The sequence below is a fragment of the Burkholderia sp. YIM B11467 genome (genome assembly GCF_052952715.1).
Genome location: NZ_JBQVSQ010000005.1, coordinates 493,110 through 510,598, shown reverse-complemented (window position 1 = coordinate 510,598; position 17,489 = coordinate 493,110). Strand labels below are relative to the sequence as shown.

12 protein-coding genes are annotated in these 17,489 nt (G+C 64.1%); 6 read left to right on the top strand and 6 right to left on the bottom strand.

The window, feature by feature from the left end; genetic code table 11:
• Window positions 1-60 precede the first annotated feature (60 nt).
• The 4 genes from ACTRWB_RS20710 to ACTRWB_RS20695 form a co-directional block, all read right to left on the bottom strand.
• Entirely contained in the window at window positions 61-1,620 is a 1,560-nt protein-coding gene (locus ACTRWB_RS20710; RefSeq protein WP_129514400.1) for a DHA2 family efflux MFS transporter permease subunit, read from the bottom strand.
• A gap of 30 nt (window positions 1,621-1,650) precedes the next feature.
• Window positions 1,651-2,868, bottom strand: coding sequence for an HlyD family secretion protein (locus ACTRWB_RS20705; RefSeq protein WP_419687140.1), 1,218 nt, complete (start codon window positions 2,866-2,868; stop codon window positions 1,651-1,653).
• 52 nt (window positions 2,869-2,920) lie between these two features.
• Window positions 2,921-4,417: an efflux transporter outer membrane subunit gene (locus ACTRWB_RS20700; protein WP_129514402.1), complete on the bottom strand. Its 1,497-nt coding sequence runs from the start codon at window positions 4,415-4,417 to the stop codon at window positions 2,921-2,923.
• An 87-nt stretch (window positions 4,418-4,504) separates the two neighbouring features.
• Window positions 4,505-4,996, bottom strand: a complete 492-nt coding sequence (locus ACTRWB_RS20695; protein WP_129514403.1) for a MarR family winged helix-turn-helix transcriptional regulator — start codon at window positions 4,994-4,996, stop codon at window positions 4,505-4,507.
• 326 nt (window positions 4,997-5,322) lie between these two features.
• Between ACTRWB_RS20695 and typA the strand changes: the two genes are divergently transcribed.
• From typA to ACTRWB_RS20665, 6 genes are all read left to right on the top strand, one after another.
• A complete protein-coding gene (gene typA / locus ACTRWB_RS20690) occupies window positions 5,323-7,149 on the top strand; it encodes a translational GTPase TypA (RefSeq protein ID WP_048244023.1) in 1,827 nt (608 codons plus the stop codon).
• A gap of 319 nt (window positions 7,150-7,468) precedes the next feature.
• Window positions 7,469-10,333 (top strand): 2-oxoglutarate dehydrogenase E1 component, encoded by a 2,865-nt coding sequence (locus ACTRWB_RS20685; RefSeq protein WP_129514405.1) that lies wholly within the window; start codon window positions 7,469-7,471, stop codon window positions 10,331-10,333.
• 135 nt (window positions 10,334-10,468) lie between these two features.
• Entirely contained in the window at window positions 10,469-11,740 is a 1,272-nt protein-coding gene (gene odhB / locus ACTRWB_RS20680; RefSeq protein WP_048244020.1) for a 2-oxoglutarate dehydrogenase complex dihydrolipoyllysine-residue succinyltransferase, read from the top strand.
• 81 nt (window positions 11,741-11,821) lie between these two features.
• Entirely contained in the window at window positions 11,822-13,252 is a 1,431-nt protein-coding gene (lpdA, locus tag ACTRWB_RS20675; RefSeq protein WP_193098229.1) for a dihydrolipoyl dehydrogenase, read from the top strand.
• A gap of 98 nt (window positions 13,253-13,350) precedes the next feature.
• A complete protein-coding gene (gene zapE, locus ACTRWB_RS20670) occupies window positions 13,351-14,448 on the top strand; it encodes a cell division protein ZapE (RefSeq protein ID WP_193098230.1) in 1,098 nt (365 codons plus the stop codon).
• Window positions 14,449-14,592: 144 nt separating this feature from the next.
• Window positions 14,593-15,003 carry a transposase gene (locus ACTRWB_RS20665; protein WP_193098231.1) on the top strand — a complete coding sequence of 137 codons (411 nt, stop codon included), beginning with the start codon at window positions 14,593-14,595 and terminating at the stop codon, window positions 15,001-15,003.
• Between the two features lie 103 nt (window positions 15,004-15,106).
• On the opposite strand, the gene ACTRWB_RS20660 is transcribed toward ACTRWB_RS20665, so the two are convergent.
• Together ACTRWB_RS20660 and ACTRWB_RS20655 are read right to left on the bottom strand one after the other, a co-directional pair.
• Window positions 15,107-15,568: a DUF2147 domain-containing protein gene (locus ACTRWB_RS20660; protein ID WP_129514409.1), complete on the bottom strand. Its 462-nt coding sequence runs from the start codon at window positions 15,566-15,568 to the stop codon at window positions 15,107-15,109.
• Window positions 15,569-15,735: 167 nt separating this feature from the next.
• A complete protein-coding gene (locus tag ACTRWB_RS20655; RefSeq protein WP_129514410.1) occupies window positions 15,736-17,421 on the bottom strand; it encodes a ShlB/FhaC/HecB family hemolysin secretion/activation protein in 1,686 nt (561 codons plus the stop codon).
• Window positions 17,422-17,489: the final 68 nt, after the last annotated feature.

The following is a 17,489-nucleotide window of genomic DNA, read 5'->3' as shown; positions in this document are numbered from 1 at the left end:
CGGAGCAAAAAAAGCCCGGTCGATTTCGACCGGGCTTTTTTGTTTGGTGCGCGGTGACGCTCAGTGCGCCGCCGATGCCGCTGCGCCGGCATCGCCGCCGCCCGCGCGTTCGGGCTTCGTGATCCAGATCAGCGCAATCAGCAGCACGAAGATCGCCGCCGAGATGTAGAACAGGTCGTTCACGCCGAGCTGCGCGGCCTGCTGCGTGGCCAGGTTGTTGATGAGGCCGTGCGCCTGGTCTTGCGTCAGCCCGAGACTGCCCATTTGCGTGACGGCCTGGTTGAACGTCGGGTTGTACACGTTGGCCTGCTCGACCAGCTGTGCGTGGTGGAAGTTGTTGCGATGATCCCACGCAGTCTGGAAGATCGACGTGCCGATACCGCCGCACATGATCCGCACGAAGTTCGACAGACCGGACGCCGCCGGGATGCGATGACCGGGGAGGCCGGACAGCGTGATCGACACGAGCGGAATGAAGAAGCCGGCCATCGCGACACCCTGCACGAGCGTCGGCAGCGTGAGCGACCACTCGTCGACGCCCGTCGTGTACCCCGATCGCATCCAGAAGCACAGCGCGAATATCAGAAACGCGGCGGTCGCGATGTAGCGCGGGTCGGTGCGCGGCAGGAACTTGCCGGTCAGCGGCGACAGCAGGATCGCGAACAGCCCGACCGGCGCCATCACGAGACCGGCGTCGGTTGCCGTGTAGCCGATCTGGGTCTGCAGCCACAGCGGCAGCAGCACGAGGTTGCCGAAGTAGAGCCCGTAACCGACAGCCAGCGCGATCGTGCCGCCCGTGAAGTTGCGCCGGCGGAACAGCGACAGGTCGACGACGGGGTGTTCGGCGGTCAGTTCCCAGATCACGAAGAACGCGAACGAGATGATCGCGATCAGCGCGAGCGCGACGATCGTCGTCGACGCGAACCAGTCCAGATCCTTGCCCTTGTCGAGCATGACCTGCAGCGAGCCGACCCACAGCACGAGCAGCGCAAGGCCGACGCCGTCGATCGGCGCGCGGCGCACCGTCGATTCGCGCGTGCGATAGATCGACCACGTGGCGAGTGCGGCGGCGATGCCGACGGGGATATTCACGTAGAAGATCCACGGCCACGAGTAGTTGTCCGAGATCCAGCCGCCGAGGATCGGGCCCGCGACCGGCGCGATCAGGGTCGTCATCGACCACAGCGCGAGCGCCATCGGCGCTTTCGCGCGTGGGTAACTCGACAGCAGCAGCGATTGCGACAGCGGAATCATCGGCCCCGCGACCGCACCCTGGAGGACGCGCGACGCGAGCAGGAACGGCAGGCTCGGCGCGAGCCCGCACATCCACGACGAGATGACGAACAGGATGATCGACGCGAGGAACAGGCGAACCTGTCCGAAGCGGTCGGTCAGCCAGCCCGTCAGCGGCACGGAGATCGCGTTCGCGACCGCGAACGACGTGATGACCCACGTGCCCTGGTCGGACGACACGCCGAGGTCGCCCGAGATGGTCGGGATCGCGACGTTCGCGATGGACGTGTCGAGCACGTTCATGAACACCGCGAGCGATACCGCGATCGTCCCGATCACGAGTTTCCCGCCCTGCAAGGGCGGGTGGGAGACAGGAGCCTGTGCCATGTGTCGGTAGTTTTTCCGGAGTCGGAGCGGTTACATCATCTTCGCGGCGCTGTTCGACTTCGCCGCGGCCGGGGCCGCTGCGTTGCCGCCCGCGTTCTCGGCGATGATGCGCGCGATTTCGGCGTCGGCTTGGTCGCCGTACTTCGCGAACACGTTGGTCTCGTAGACGGTGTTCGGCGCGTTGACGAGCTGGTCGCCGCGTTCGTCCTTGATGTCCACGTCGACCTGCATCGACAGGCCGATGCGCAGCGGATGCTTGTCGAGATCCTTCGGGTCGAGCTCGATACGCACCGGCAGGCGCTGCACGACCTTGATCCAGTTGCCGGTCGCATTCTGCGCCGGCAGCAGCGAGAACGCCGAGCCGGTGCCGGCCGAGAAGCCGACGACCTTGCCGTGGTAGGGGACCGACGAGCCGTAGATGTCGGCCGTCAGTTCGACCGGCTGGCCGATGCGCATGTGCTTGAGCTGGACTTCCTTGAAGTTCGCGTCGACCCACACGGCATTCAGCGGCACCACCGACATCAGCGGCGTGCCCGGGGACACGCGCTGGCCGACCTGCACCGAGCGCTTCGCGACATAGCCGGTGACCGGCGCGGGCAGCACGTTACGCGCGTTCGCGAGGTAGGCGTCGCGAACCTTCGACGCCGCGGCGAGCACGTTCGGGTGCGATGCGACCGTCGTGTTCGCGGTCAGCGCGCGGTTCGATGCGAGCTGCTGCTGCGCGGCGTCGAGCGACGCCTGCGCGGCCTTCACGGCGTCACGCGCATGCGAGATTTCTTCCTGCGACACCGCGCCCGTCTGTGCAACGGCCATGCGGCGGCGCAGATCGTCGTCGGCCTTCGACAGGTCGGACTGGCGCAGCGCAACCTGCGCGCGGTACTGGTCGTCGTTGACGAACAGGCCGCGCACCTGGCGCACCGTCTGCGCGAGGTTGGCTTCCGCCTGCTGCAGCGCGACCTGCGAATCGGCCGGGTCGAGCACGACCAGCGGGTCGCCGGCCTTGACGGTCTGCGTATCGTCGGCCTTCACGGCGATCACGGTGCCGGTGACCTGCGGCGTGATCTGCACGACGTTGCCGTTCACGTAGGCGTCGTCGGTCCCTTCATGGAAGCGGGCGACGAGGAAGTAATACAGGCCGTACGCGATGGCCGCGATCACGATGACCGCGACGAGCAGCGTCATCATCCGTTTGCGCTTCCCGTTGTTCTGCGACTGTGCGCTGGCAGCGTTTTGTTGAGGGTCGCTCATGGCGATTTTCTCCGTCCGTTATTTCGAGTGTCTGCGTAGTGGTGGCGCCGGATCAGTTGGCGGCCTGTTTTGTCGGCTTGTCGGCGTCGGGCGAGGCGAGCGGCGTGCCGGTCGCGTCGAACCCGCCGCCCAGCGCCTTGATCAGCGCAAGCTGCATGTCGCGTCGGCGCATCTTCAGGTTGGTCACCGTCTGCTCCGATGCGAGGCGGTTGCTGTCCGCGGTCAGCACCTGCAGTTGCGGCGACAGGCCGGCCTTGTAGCGGATCACGGCGAGATCGTACGCGCGCGTCGACGCGTCGAGTGCGCGCTGCGCGTCGCCCATCTGGCGATCGACCGAGCGGATCGACGCGACTTGCGTTGCGACGTCGTTCAGCGCGTTGATCAGCGTCTGGTTGTAGTTCGCCACCGACAGGTCGAAGTCCGCATAGCGACCCTTGAGCTGGGCGCGCAGCGCGCCGGCGTCGAAGATCGGCAGGTGGATCGCCGGGCCGAACTGCGCCTGGCGGCTCGCGAAGTTCAGGAATTTGCCCCAGCCGAACGCATCGAAGCCGAAGCCGGCCGCGAGGTTCACGTCGGGGTAGAACTCGGCTTTCGCTTCCTTCACGTCGTGCATTGCCGCCTCGACCTGCCAGCGCGCGGCGACGATGTCGGGGCGGCGCGAGACGAGATCGGCCGGCAGGTTGCCGGGCAGCGCGACTGCGCCGCTGGGGTTCATCACGGGCGCCGCGATCTGCAGCCCGCGATCGGGACCCTTGCCGAGCAGCGCGGCGAGCTGGTAGCGCACCGTCGTGATCTGGCCGTCGAGATCCGACAGCGAAGCCTGGGTCGTCGCGATGTTGCCGCGGGCCGTCTGGCGTTCGACGTTGGTATCCAGGCCGGCCGACACGCGGCCGTCGGTGATCTTGCCGACCGTCTCGCGGTTGGAGATCTCGCGTTGCGCGATGTCGCGCAGCGCATAGAGCTGCGCGAGCGAGTTATAGGTGCGGGCGACCGACGATGCGAGCGTGATGCGCGCTTGCTGCATGTCGGCTTCGGCGGCCTTTTCCTGCGACACGGCGGTGTGCAGGCGTTCGCGGTTCTTGCCCCACAGGTCGAGTTCCCACGACGCGCTCGCGAGCACGTTGTTCTCGCTGTACCACTGGCCACCGTACGGCGGCGGGAACAGCGCGTTCGACGAATACAGCTCGCGCGTCCACGAATAGCTGGCCTCGGCCTTCGGCAGCAGGTTCGAACGCGACGATTCGATGTACGACGACGCTTTCGCGATGCGTGCCTGCGCCTGCGCGATCGACGGACTGCCCTGAAGGGCCTCGTCGATCAGCTTCGGCAATTGCGGATCGCCGAACTGGCTGGCCCAGTCGAGCGCCGGCCACTGGCCGCCCTGGGCCGGCAGGCTCTGGGCGGATTCGAATTGCGACGCGGGGGCGATCTGCTTGTCGCTCTTGATGCCGATGTAGTTCGCGCAGCCCGCCAGCGCGAGTGCGGCGACCGCGGCGGCGACGGCGGCGCGGCACGACCCGGTGCGCACGGACAACGGGGAGGTTTTCATCGCGCTGACCCCTGACTCGGAATGAATGATGGACACTGCAAGGATTTCCTTACATTAATCTGTCAAAAGTAATTGTTATGGCAACTATTACGCGATGCTGCCGCCGGCCGTCTCGCAATAGTTGCTGAGAATGCGGCGCAGCATGCTCTTCAGGAACCCGACTTCTTCCGGCGTGAACCCGTCCAGCACCTGGTCGAGCACGCTGCGGAAAATGGGCGGCAGCCGTTCGGCAAGCGCGCGGCCTTCGTCGGTCAGCTCGAGGCGCACGACGCGCCGATCCTCGATGCTGCGGACGCGGGACAGCAGCCCGCGTTTCTCGACCCGGTCGAGCAGGCGCGTGACCGCGCTCGCATCGATCCCGTATTCGCGCGCGAGTTCGGCGGCCGTCGAGCACTTGCCGACCGCGATCATGAACAGCATGCTCGCCTGCGTGCCCGTGATGCCGAGCTCTTCCTGCGTGCGTTGCGTGACGAGGTTGGTCATCACCGACTTCACGCGCGACATCAGATAACCGACGCTGTCGTTCATCTGATACGAAGACAGCGGCGAAACGGGCGATGGGGTAGAGGAATCCGACATAAAACCCTGAAACTGCAATAGTTGACTAGGCAGCATTATAGGTACAATTGCTTGCCGCGGCAAATGTTAATCGAACGGCAAAGGGCGCGCTTTGTGTTGCCAGAAGCCCTTGTAGCGATAAGGTTTTTCGGCTTGCCGAAGGCGGCGCCTTCAGTCGATTTGCGCGTTCGGGGGAGGGTGGGCAGGCCCGGTTTGTTGCGCTGCAACGTACTCGCCAGCTCTCGACACGCCCACGTGCTATAATTTCATGCTTTCCAAACTGCAATGCGCGCGCCCGTGAAAAACGAGCGGGCGCGTTTGCGCGTTCAAACGATTTCCAGGTTTCTATGACCCGCGCCCTTCGCAATATCGCCATCATCGCCCACGTCGACCACGGCAAGACTACGCTCGTCGACCAACTGCTCCGCCAGTCCGGCACCTTCCGCGAGAACCAGCAGATTGCGGAGCGGGTGATGGACTCGAACGACATCGAAAAGGAGCGCGGGATCACGATTCTCGCGAAGAACTGCGCGGTCGAATACGAAGGCACGCACATCAACATCGTCGACACGCCGGGGCACGCGGACTTCGGTGGCGAGGTCGAGCGCGTGCTGTCGATGGTCGACTCGGTGCTGCTGCTCGTCGACGCGGTCGAGGGCCCGATGCCGCAGACGCGCTTCGTCACGAAGAAGGCGCTCGCGCTCGGCCTGAAGCCGATCGTCATCGTCAACAAGGTCGACCGTCCGGGCGCGCGGATCGACTGGGTCATCAACCAGACCTTCGACCTGTTCGACAAGCTTGGCGCAACCGAAGAGCAGCTCGACTTCCCGATCGTCTACGCATCGGGCCTGAACGGCTATGCGTCGCTCGACCCGGCTGCGCGCGAGGGCGACATGCGCCCGCTGTTCGAGGCGGTCCTCGAGCACGTGCCGGTCCGCCCGGCCGATCCGGAAGCGCCGCTGCAGCTCCAGATCACGTCGCTCGACTATTCGACGTACGTCGGCCGGATCGGCGTCGGCCGCATCACGCGCGGCCGCATCAAGCCGGGCCAGCCGGTCGTGATGCGCTTCGGCCCGGAAGGCGACGTGCTGAACCGCAAGATCAACCAGGTGCTGTCGTTTACGGGCCTCGAGCGCGTGCAGGTCGAGTCGGCCGAAGCGGGCGATATCGTGCTGATCAATGGCATTGAAGACGTCGGCATCGGCGCGACGATCTGCGCGGTGGATACGCCGGAAGCGCTGCCGATGATCACCGTCGACGAGCCGACGCTGACGATGAACTTCCTCGTCAACTCGTCGCCGCTCGCCGGCCGCGAAGGCAAGTTCGTGACGAGCCGCCAGATCCGCGACCGCCTGATGAAGGAACTGAACCACAACGTCGCGCTGCGCGTGAAGGACACCGGCGACGAAACGGTGTTCGAAGTGTCGGGGCGTGGCGAACTGCACCTGACGATTCTCGTCGAGAACATGCGTCGCGAAGGCTACGAGCTGGCCGTGTCGCGTCCGCGCGTCGTGATGCAGGAAATCGACGGCGCGAAGCACGAGCCGTACGAACTGCTGACGGTCGACGTCGAGGACGAGCACCAGGGCGGCGTGATGGAAGAGCTCGGCCGCCGCAAGGGCGAGATGCTCGACATGGCGTCGGACGGCCGCGGCCGCACGCGTCTGGAATACAAGATCTCGGCGCGCGGCCTGATCGGCTTCCAGAGCGAATTCCTGACGCTCACGCGCGGCACGGGCCTGATGAGCCACATCTTCGACTCGTACGCACCGGTCAAGGAAGGCTCGGTCTTCGAGCGCCGCAACGGCGTGCTGATCTCGCAGGACGACGGCGCCGCCGTGGCATATGCGCTGTGGAAGCTGCAGGATCGCGGCCGCATGTTCGTGAAGCCGGGCGATGCGCTGTATGAGGGCATGATCATCGGCATCCACAGCCGCGACAACGACCTCGTCGTGAACCCGATCAAGGGCAAGCAGCTGACCAACGTGCGTGCGTCGGGCACCGACGAAGCCGTGCGTCTCGTGCCGCCGGTCCAGATGTCGCTGGAATACGCGGTCGAGTTCATCGACGACGACGAACTGGTCGAAGTGACGCCGCAGTCGATCCGTCTGCGCAAGCGTCACCTGAAGGAGCACGAGCGTCGCCGCGCGAGCCGCGAAGGCGCGGTCGACTAAGCGTTTCGACCGTTCCCGTGCATGACGGAAAAGGCTGCCCCCGGGCAGCCTTTTTTGCATCTGCGCGGAGCGCAATCGGGTTGTCTGCAAAGCACTGTTACCGGGGCGCGTGGCAATCCGGCAAAACCCCGCCACGCGGTGCTTTCAGGCACATTTCGCCGTGAACTTTGGTATCGGTTCTGTGATATGCTGCGCGCACGCAAGTTTTAGGTCCTTCCAAGCAAGACTTGATTCGCAATCCGCTAAACGGTCAGGCCGTGTCGCGGAAGGTTGAGTAACCCGCTATTTCTCGAGAAGCTCGAAGAAAGGTGAGCGTAAAATGTCAGATGTAATGAAGCAGTTTCAGCTGAACTCCTATCTGTTCGGCGGCAATGCTTCGTACGTTGAAGAACTGTACGATGCATACCTCAATAATCCGGCGTCAGTGCCCGAGAACTGGCGAGAGTATTTCGACGCGCTGCAGAATGTGCCTGCAACGGACGGTTCGAATGCCAATGACGTCGCGCATTTCCCGATCGTCGAATCGTTCGCCGAGCGAGCGAAGGCCAATGCCTTCATCCCGCGCGAAAGCGGCACCAATCTGGCTGCGGCGCGCAAGCAAGTCCACGTCCAGTCCCTCATCAGCGCATATCGCTTCCTTGGTTCGCAATGGGCCAATCTGGATCCGCTGAAGCGTCGCGAACGTCCCGCCATTCCCGAACTCGAACCTGCGTTCTACGACTTCTCCGAAGGCGACCTCGACCAGACGTACAGCGCGAGCAACCTGTATTTCGGTTTCGACCAGGCTTCGCTGCGCGACATCGTCAAGGGTCTGCGCGACACGTACTGCGGCACGATCGGCGCCGAGTACATGTACATCAGCGATCCGGAGCAGAAGCGCTGGTGGCAGGAGCGTCTGGAGTCGACCCGCGCGACGCCGAACTTCTCGACGGACGAGAAGAAGCACATCCTGAATCGCTTGACGGCCGCTGAAGGCCTCGAGCGCTACCTGCACACCAAGTACGTCGGCCAGAAGCGCTTCTCGCTCGAAGGCGGCGAAAGCTTCATCGCGTCGATGGACGAAGTCGTCCAGCACGCGGGCAAGCGCGGCGTGCAGGAAATCATCATCGGCATGGCCCACCGCGGCCGCCTGAACGTGCTGGTCAACACGCTGGGCAAGATGCCGGCCGACCTGTTCGCCGAATTCGAAGGCAAGCACGTCGACGACCTGCCGGCCGGCGACGTGAAGTACCACAAGGGCTTCTCGTCGGACGTGTCGACGGAAGGCGGCCCGGTCCACCTGTCGCTCGCGTTCAACCCGTCGCACCTCGAAATCGTGAACCCGGTGGTCGAAGGTTCGGCGAAGGCGCGGATGGACCGTCGCGGCGACGAAGACGGCCTGCAGGTGCTGCCGGTGCAGATCCACGGCGACGCGGCCTTCGCGGGCCAGGGCGTCGTGATGGAAACGCTGAACCTCGCGCAGACGCGCGGTTACGGCACGCACGGCACGCTGCACATCGTCATCAACAACCAGATCGGCTTCACGACGTCCGACCCGCGCGATGCGCGTTCGACGCTGTACTGTACCGACGTGGTCAAGATGATCGAGGCGCCGGTGCTGCACGTGAACGGCGACGATCCGGAAGCCGTGATCCTCGCGACGCAGATCGCGATCGATTACCGGATGCAGTTCCACAAGGATGTCGTGATCGACATCGTCTGCTTCCGCAAGCTGGGTCACAACGAGCAGGACACGCCGGCCGTCACGCAGCCGCTGATGTACAAGAAGATCGCGCAGCACCCGGGCACCCGTGCGCTGTACGCCGAGAAGCTCGTGCAGCAGGGCGTGATCACCGCGGAAGACGCCGACAACTTCGTGAAGGCGTACCGCAAGGCGATGGACGACGGTCACCACACGGTCGACCCGGTCCTGTCGAACTACAAGAGCAAGTACGCGGTCGACTGGGTGCCGTTCCTGAACCGCAAGTGGACGGATGCAGCCGACACGGCCGTGCCGCTCGCCGAACTGAAGCGCCTCGGCGAACGCATCACGACGGTTCCGGAGAACTTCAAGGTTCACCCGCTCGTCGAGCGCGTGATCAACGACCGCCGCAACATGGCGCGCGGCGACCAGCCGCTCGACTGGGGCATGGGCGAGCACCTCGCGTTCGCGTCGCTCGTCGCATCGGGCTACTCGGTACGCCTGACCGGCCAGGATTCGGGCCGCGGCACGTTCACGCACCGTCACGCGGTGCTGCACGACCAGAACCGCGAGCGCTGGAACGACGGCACGTACGTGCCGCTGCAGAACATCGCCGAAGGCCAGGCGAAGTTCACGGTGATCGACTCGGTGCTGTCGGAAGAAGCGGTGCTGGGCTTCGAATACGGTTACTCGACCGCCGAGCCGAACACGCTCGTGCTGTGGGAAGCGCAGTTCGGCGACTTCGTCAACGGCGCGCAGGTCGTGATCGACCAGTTCATCTCGTCGGGCGAAGTGAAGTGGGGCCGCGTGTCGGGTCTCACGATGCTGCTGCCGCACGGCTACGAAGGCCAGGGTCCGGAGCACTCGTCGACCCGTATCGAGCGTTTCCTGCAACTGTGCGCGGATCACAACATGCAGGTCGTTCAGCCGACGACGCCGGCGCAGATTTTCCACCTGCTGCGTCGCCAGATGATCCGCCTGTTCCGCAAGCCGCTGATCGTCGCGACGCCGAAGTCGCTGCTGCGTCACAAGGAAGCCGTGTCGGACCTGTCGGAACTGGCGAAGGGTTCGTTCCAGCCGGTGCTGGGCGAAACCGACGGCGGCATCGACGCGAAGAAGGTCAAGCGCGTGCTGGCATGCTCGGGCCGCGTGTATTACGACCTCGTCGCACATCGCCGCGAAGCGAAGGCGAACGACGTCGCGATCATCCGTATCGAGCAGCTGTATCCGTTCGCGCACAAGCAGTTCGAAACGGAAATGAAGAAGTACGAGAACGCGACTGAAGTGGTCTGGGTGCAGGACGAGCCGCAGAACCAGGGTCCCTGGTTCTACGTCGAGCACCATCTGAAGGAAGGCATGAAGGACGGGCAGAAGCTGGCATACAGCGGCCGTCCGGCTTCGGCCTCGCCGGCGGTTGGCTACTACGCGAAGCACTACGAGCAGCAGAAGGCCCTGATCGAAGGTGCTTTCGGCCGCCTGAAGAGCGCATCGATCGCGAAATAACCGACGGAAGCGAAACGGGAAGGCGCGCTGCGCTTTCCCGTCTCTTTTGGCCCGCCGGGCGCGTTGCGCGCCGTTTCGGCCGAAGGAATCGCACGAACCTCGTCACACCCCAGATTAAGCATCCAGGAAAATCACATGGCTATCGTAGAAGTCAAAGTCCCCCAGCTTTCGGAGTCGGTTTCGGAAGCCACCATGCTGCAGTGGAAGAAGAAGCCGGGCGAAGCAGTCGCGCAGGACGAAATCCTGATCGAACTCGAGACCGACAAGGTCGTGCTCGAAGTGCCGGCACCGGCCGCGGGCGTGCTCGCGCAAGTGCTGCAGAACGACGGTGACACGGTGGTTGCCGATCAGCTGATCGCGACGATCGACACCGAAGCGAAGGCAGGTGCAGCCGAAGCAGCGGCGGGCGCCGCCGAAGTCCAGCCGGCAGCAGCGCCTGCTGCAGCCGCACCGGCAGCACAGCCGGTCGCCGCAGCCGCATCGTCGACCACCGCATCGCCGGCCGCATCGAAGCTGCTGGCTGAGAAGGGCCTGTCGGCAGGCGACGTCGCAGGTTCGGGCCGCGACGGCCGCGTCACGAAGGGCGACGCGCTGGCCGCGGGCAGCGCACCGAAGGCCGCTCCGGCCGCCGCACCGGCCAAGGCCGCTGCGAAGCCGTCGCTGCCGGACGTGAAGGTGCCGGCGTCGGCAACGACCTGGCTGAACGACCGTCCGGAACAGCGCGTGCCGATGTCGCGCCTGCGTGCGCGTATCGCCGAACGTCTGCTCGAATCGCAGCAGACCAACGCGATCCTGACGACGTTCAACGAAGTCAACATGGCTCCGGTCATGGAGCTGCGCAACAAGTACAAGGACAAGTTCGAGAAGGAACATGGCGTGAAGCTCGGCTTCATGTCGTTCTTCGTGAAGGCGGCCGTGCATGCGCTGAAGAAGTTCCCGCTCGTGAACGCGTCGATCGACGGTAACGACATCGTCTACCACGGCTACTTCGACATCGGTATCGCCGTCGGCTCGCCGCGCGGCCTCGTCGTGCCGATCCTGCGCAACGCGGATCAGCTGAGCCTCGCCGACATCGAGAAGAAGATCGCCGAATTCGGCCAGAAGGCGAAGGACGGCAAGCTGTCGATCGAGGAAATGACGGGTGGTACGTTCTCGATCTCGAACGGCGGCGTGTTCGGCTCGATGCTGTCGACCCCGATCATCAACCCGCCGCAGTCGGCAATCCTCGGCGTGCACGCGACGAAGGAACGTCCGGTCGTCGAAAACGGCCAGATCGTGATCCGCCCGATCAACTACCTCGCGCTGTCGTACGACCACCGGATCATCGACGGTCGCGAAGCCGTGCTGTCGCTCGTCGCGATGAAGGATGCGCTCGAGGATCCGGCACGCCTGCTGCTCGACCTGTAAGCCGAGTTTCACCGCATTGACCCGCTCCGCACGGGCGCGCAGACGCGCGACCGTGCGGATGCACAAGAAGAAAGGATTGTCATGTCCAAGGAATTTGACGTCGTCGTGATCGGCGCAGGCCCCGGCGGCTACATCGCCGCGATCCGCGCCGCACAGCTCGGCAAGACCGTTGCCTGTATCGAAAAGTGGAAGAACCCGGCCGGCGCGCTGAAGCTCGGCGGCACGTGCCTGAACGTCGGCTGCATTCCGTCGAAGGCGCTGCTCGCTTCGTCGGAAGAGTTCGAGAACGCGTCGCACCACCTGGCCGACCACGGTATCACCGCCGACGGCGTGAAGATCGACATCGCGAAGATGATCGGCCGCAAGGACGCGATCGTCGAGAAGATGACGTCCGGTATCGAGTTCCTGTTCAAGAAGAACAAGATCACCTGGCTGAAGGGCCATGGCAAGTTCGCCGGCAAGACCGACGCCGGTGTGCAGATCGAAGTGAGCGGCGAGGGTGAAACCGAAGTCGTCACCGCGAAGAACGTGATCATCGCGACGGGCTCGAAGGCGCGTCACCTGCCGGGCATCCCGGTCGACAACAAGATCGTGTCGGACAACGAAGGTGCGCTGACGTTCGACTCGGTGCCGAAGAAGCTCGCCGTGATCGGCGCAGGCGTGATCGGCCTCGAGCTCGGCTCGGTGTGGCGTCGCCTGGGTGCTGAAGTGACGGTGCTCGAAGCGCTGCCGGCATTCCTCGGCGCAGCCGACGAAGCGCTCGCGAAGGAAGCGGCCAAGCTGTTCAAGAAGCAGGGCCTCGACATCCATCTCGGCGTGAAGATCGGCGAAGTGAAGACGACCGCGGACGGCGTGTCGATCGCCTACACGGACAAGGACGGCAACGCGCAAACGCTCGACGCCGACCGCCTGATCGTGTCGGTCGGCCGCGTGCCGAACACCGACAACCTCGGCCTCGAGGCGATCGGCCTGAAGGCGAACGAGCGCGGCTTCATCGACGTCGACGACCACTGCCGCACGGCGGTGCCGAACGTCTACGCGATCGGCGACGTGGTGCGCGGCCCGATGCTCGCGCACAAGGCGGAAGACGAAGGCGTGCTGGTCGCGGAAGTGATCGACGGCCAGAAGCCGCACATCGACTACAACTGCATTCCGTGGGTGATCTACACGTACCCGGAAATCGCATGGGTCGGCAAGACGGAGCAGCAGCTGAAGGCGGAAGGCCGCGAGATCAAGTCGGGCAAGTTCCCGTTCTCGATCAACGGCCGCGCGCTCGGCATGAACGCGCCGGACGGCTTCGTGAAGATGATCGCGGACGCGAAGACCGACGAGCTGCTCGGCGTGCACGTGATCGGCGCGAACGCGTCGGACCTGATCGCGGAAGCCGTCGTGGCGATGGAATTCAAGGCGGCGTCGGAAGACATCGCCCGCATCTGCCATCCGCACCCGTCGATGTCGGAAGTGATGCGCGAAGCGGCGCTCGCCGTCGACAAGCGCTCGCTGAACAGCTGAGCACGGTGTAGCGCCTGCCGGCCATCGGCCGGCGCAGCCGTCTCATGACGAAGGCGGGCGGGGTTTCCCGCTCGCCTTCGTTCTTTCCGGTTTGCCCGATGAACGTCACCGAATACTACACGCGCGAACTGACCACGCGCGGCTATCAGTCCGATCCCGCGCAGCGCGCGGCCGTCGATCGCCTGCAGCGCTGTTTCGACGAGTGGGTCGAGTACAAGGCGCGCCGCTCGAACGCGTTCAAGAAGCTCATCAATCATCCGGACCTCCCGCGCGGCGTCTACATGTGGGGCGGCGTCGGTCGCGGCAAGAGCTTCCTGATGGATAGCTTCTACGCGGTCGCACCCGTGCAGCGCAAGACGCGCCTGCATTTCCACGAATTCATGCGCGAAGTGCACCGCGAGCTCGAGGAGCTGAAAGGGCAGGCCGATCCGCTCGACGAACTTGCTCGGCGCATCGCGAAGCGCTACCGGCTGATCTGCTTCGACGAGTTCCATGTATCGGACATTGCCGACGCGATGATCCTGTACCGTCTGCTCGACCGCCTGTTCAACAACGGCGTGCAGTTCGTGATGACGTCCAATTACGATCCCGACGACCTGTATCCGGACGGGTTGCATCGCGACCGCATGCTGCCGGCGATCGCGCTGATCAAGGACAAGCTCGACGTGCTCAACGTCGACGCGGGCGTCGATTATCGCCAGCGCACGCTCGCGCAGGTGAAGATGTATCACACGCCGCTTGGCGCGGACGTCGATCGCGAACTGCGCCACGCATTCGCGCAGCTTGCCGCGGTACCCGACGAGAGCCCGATCCTGCATATCGAGAAGCGCGAGCTGAAGGCGCTGCGCAAGGCGGACGGCGTCGTATGGTTCGACTTCGCGACGCTGTGCGGCGGCCCGCGATCGCAGAACGACTATCTCGAACTCGCGAGCCGCTTCCACGCGATCGTGTTGTCCGAGGTGCCGCAGATGTCGCCGCGGATGGCGTCCGAGGCGCGCCGCTTCACCTGGCTCATCGATGTACTGTACGACCACAAGGTCAAGCTGCTGATGTCCGCGGCGGTGCCGGCGGAGCAGTTGTACGTCGAAGGCCCGATGGCCAATGAATTTACGCGCACTGTCTCGCGAATTACCGAGATGCAATCGAAGGAGTATCTCGAAACGCCGCGCCGCATCGTCGATACTTCGCTGACTTGATTGCGATTTTCGGCAATTGACGGGATTCAAACGTCAATTCCGGTCAAATACTCGGAATCTCGGGGTATTTTCGGATTTGTCTTATATTCATCGTTGAGGTGAGCCGATATCGTTGTGTCATGGTTACCAAGGCTGGAGATGTCCATGACACCGTATCGCGATTTGACCGACCACGAGTGGCGCTGCGTCGTGCCGCTTCTGCCCGAAATGCAGCCGCGCACCGAGTTGCGCGGCCGGCCGTTAGCCAATACGCGTGCCGTTCTGAACGGCGTGCTATGGGTGATCTACAGCGGCGCAACGTGGTCGGCCATGCCACGCCGTTACCCTTCGTATCAGACGTGCCATCGCCGCTTCAAGGTCTGGCACGAGACGGGCACGTTGATGAATATCATGCGTGAACTCTATGGCGACGCAGGCATGAATCTTTGCAACGAGTTGTCCGCACGAATGCGCAAGCACACGCAATCGAAGGCGGCGGAGGCGCGTAGCAACGCCGCACCCGCATATCGCACACCGGGTGGTTATGCGTCGGACACGATGAAGCACGCGGCGTGATGCCTGTCGGTTTCTGCTGCGCACGCACCCAAAGAAAATCGGCCTGACGACTTCGTCGCAGGCCGATTTTTTCATTGAGCCGCGCGTTTCAGCGCATGCCGCGTTATTGCTGGCGAACCCAGGTCTGCGATCGGCCGAGCAGCGACACGCCGATGTAACCGCGCACGACGAGTTTCTGGCCGCCATCTTCAAGCGTCATCTTGCACTTGTAGACCTTGCCGTTTTCCGGGTCGAGAATGTTGCCGCCATCCCAGTGATCGCCGTCCTTCTTCATCGCCTTGATGATCGTCATGCCCTTGATGAGCTGATCCTTGCGCTCGTCCGAGCAGGCAGTGCAGCGGCGATCGGGCGTATCGTTCGCGCCGAGGCCCTTGACGACCTTGCCCGACAGCGCACCGTCGCCTTCGTCGGCGATCTGCACGAGTGCTTTCGGCTTGCCCGTGTTGTCGTCGATCGTCTGCCACATGCCGATCGGGCTGTCGGCTTGTGCGAATGCGTGGGCAGCACAGGCGAGCAATGCGCCGGCGACAGCCAGCGCGCGCAACGGGCGGGTCAGTTGAATCATTGTCATCCTCCTTGATTTTGCATGTCGTGTTCGATGCGCCCGCACGACCGTCTGCATGGGGCGGGCATGTTGCGAGCTTCGCCAGAATACGTGAAACCGCGCGCCAAGTTTTATAGAGGGGACTCTAATCGAAACAGCCCGCGTGACGCGGGCTGTTTGGTGAACGATCAGTTGAGCTGATACGAGAATGCTGCGTTGATGCGCGGGCTGCGCGATGCGCTTTCGACGGGCGCATCGCCGACGGGTTTCGCGACGTTCAGGTCGAGACTGTAGAAACGGCTGTCGGTGAACCGCACGCCGATGCCGACCGACGACATGCGGCTCGGCGATGGCGTGCCCGCGTGCAGATACACGCGCGCCATGTCATACGCGATGTACGGCGTGACGGATTTCATGTATGTCCAGCCCGGCGTGAAGCCGCGGTTGACCTCCAGCGACATCCCCCATCCCGAGTCGCCCGATGCTTCGCCGGGCTGGTAGCCGAGCGCGTAGCGCGTCGAGCCGAACGAGATCTGCTCAGACGTCGGCAGCGAGTCGGGGCTGTATTGCCCGGTCAGCGAAACCGACGTGCCGATCCGGAACGGCCATTCGTTGGTTTGCGTGAAGGTCGCGCCGGTGCGCACGAAGGTCAGCGATGTCGGGTCGGCATAGGTCGTCGTGGTGCCGCCGTTCGTGCCGATTTGCGATTTCGATGCGCCGAGGATGTCGAACGCCTTGGCGACGTTGACGCTCAGCTTCCGCACCTGTTTCGGCTGGACGTTCGTGTAGTCGAGTTGCAGTTGCAGCACGCGAACCTGCGACCGGTTGTCGAGCGTCGCGCCGTTGATCTGGTTCTGGTAATTGTCCTCGTTGTGCGCCGCATAGCCCGATACCGTGCCGAGCAGGCTGCGCTGGTTGTTCAACAGTATCGGATAGGATGCCGAAAGACCGAGCTTTTCGTTCTTGACCGTACGCTGGACATACGACGGCAGCCCCGGGTTGTCGGTCGGCTTGCCGCGATAGGTGCTCGCGTCGAGGCGCGTGATCAGGCCGCTGCTGCCGACGGGCACCGCACCGCTGAATGCGAAGTAGGTTTGCTTGTCGCGTCCCGGCGGCGCCAGCGCGGAGATGCTCAGTTGCTCGCCGAACGACGTGAGGCCGTTTTCGGTCGCGGTAATGAGGCCCTGGACACCCGGGTGATTGAAGTCGATACCGGTGCTGACGTTGAACGGCTTGCGGTCGACCGCGAGTTCGAGTGTCGTGGCGCCATCGGTGGTTTGCGGCGGCGGCACGTTCGCTTTCACCGTGAGGCCGGGAAGCAGGCCGAACGTGTTCACGTAGCGCTCGAACGTCGCGCGGCGAAGCGGGCGATCGGCCGTGATATGCGCGGCGATCGCGCGAATCTTCGGTTCCATCGCACCGGGCTTGCCGGTGACCTTGACGTCCGACACGTAGCCTTCGACAACCGTGATGCGCACGACGCCGTTCTCGAACGTCTGCGCGGGAACGAACGCGAACGACAGCGCGTAGCCGCGATCCTGGTAGAGCTTCGTCACGCCGTTGGCGGTTTCGATCAGCTCGCCGATCGTGATGTCCTTGCCGACGAGGGGCGTGAAGCGACGCGAGATTTCGTCGAACGGCACCGACTTCACGCCTTCGACCTGGAACGTCTTCGGCGTCAGGCGCCGCGACAGCAGCTCCTGCAGTTGCGGTGCCTGGGGCGCGACCTGCACGGTGACGTTCGGGCCGGTTTTCGGCGCGTTGATCTGGGGCAGGGAGTCGAGCGGGTTACCTCCGACGCGCGTTTGTGCTTGTGCCGTGCTTGCTGCCGCGATGGCGAGCAGCATCATCCATCTGTCGAGTCTGGATTTCATTGTTCTTCCTCGTAGGCCTTGCTTTTCGTCTTCTTTCTAATGCGGGCGCGCGACACCAGGGTGTCGCG

Excerpts from the sequence above, each read along its gene's own strand:
- ACTRWB_RS20710 (WP_129514400.1), bottom strand. The coding sequence starts at position 1,620 with ATGGCACAGGCTCCTGTCTCCCACCCGCCCTTGCAGGGCGGGAAACTC.
- ACTRWB_RS20705 (WP_419687140.1), bottom strand. The coding sequence starts at position 2,868 with ATGAGCGACCCTCAACAAAACGCTGCCAGCGCACAGTCGCAGAACAAC.
- ACTRWB_RS20700 (WP_129514402.1), bottom strand. The coding sequence starts at position 4,417 with ATGAAAACCTCCCCGTTGTCCGTGCGCACCGGGTCGTGCCGCGCCGCC.
- ACTRWB_RS20695 (WP_129514403.1), bottom strand. The coding sequence starts at position 4,996 with ATGTCGGATTCCTCTACCCCATCGCCCGTTTCGCCGCTGTCTTCGTAT.
- typA (WP_048244023.1), top strand. The coding sequence starts at position 5,323 with ATGACCCGCGCCCTTCGCAATATCGCCATCATCGCCCACGTCGACCAC.
- ACTRWB_RS20685 (WP_129514405.1), top strand. The coding sequence starts at position 7,469 with ATGTCAGATGTAATGAAGCAGTTTCAGCTGAACTCCTATCTGTTCGGC.
- odhB (WP_048244020.1), top strand. The coding sequence starts at position 10,469 with ATGGCTATCGTAGAAGTCAAAGTCCCCCAGCTTTCGGAGTCGGTTTCG.
- lpdA (WP_193098229.1), top strand. The coding sequence starts at position 11,822 with ATGTCCAAGGAATTTGACGTCGTCGTGATCGGCGCAGGCCCCGGCGGC.
- zapE (WP_193098230.1), top strand. The coding sequence starts at position 13,351 with ATGAACGTCACCGAATACTACACGCGCGAACTGACCACGCGCGGCTAT.
- ACTRWB_RS20665 (WP_193098231.1), top strand. The coding sequence starts at position 14,593 with ATGACACCGTATCGCGATTTGACCGACCACGAGTGGCGCTGCGTCGTG.
- ACTRWB_RS20660 (WP_129514409.1), bottom strand. The coding sequence starts at position 15,568 with ATGATTCAACTGACCCGCCCGTTGCGCGCGCTGGCTGTCGCCGGCGCA.
- ACTRWB_RS20655 (WP_129514410.1), bottom strand. The coding sequence starts at position 17,421 with ATGAAATCCAGACTCGACAGATGGATGATGCTGCTCGCCATCGCGGCA.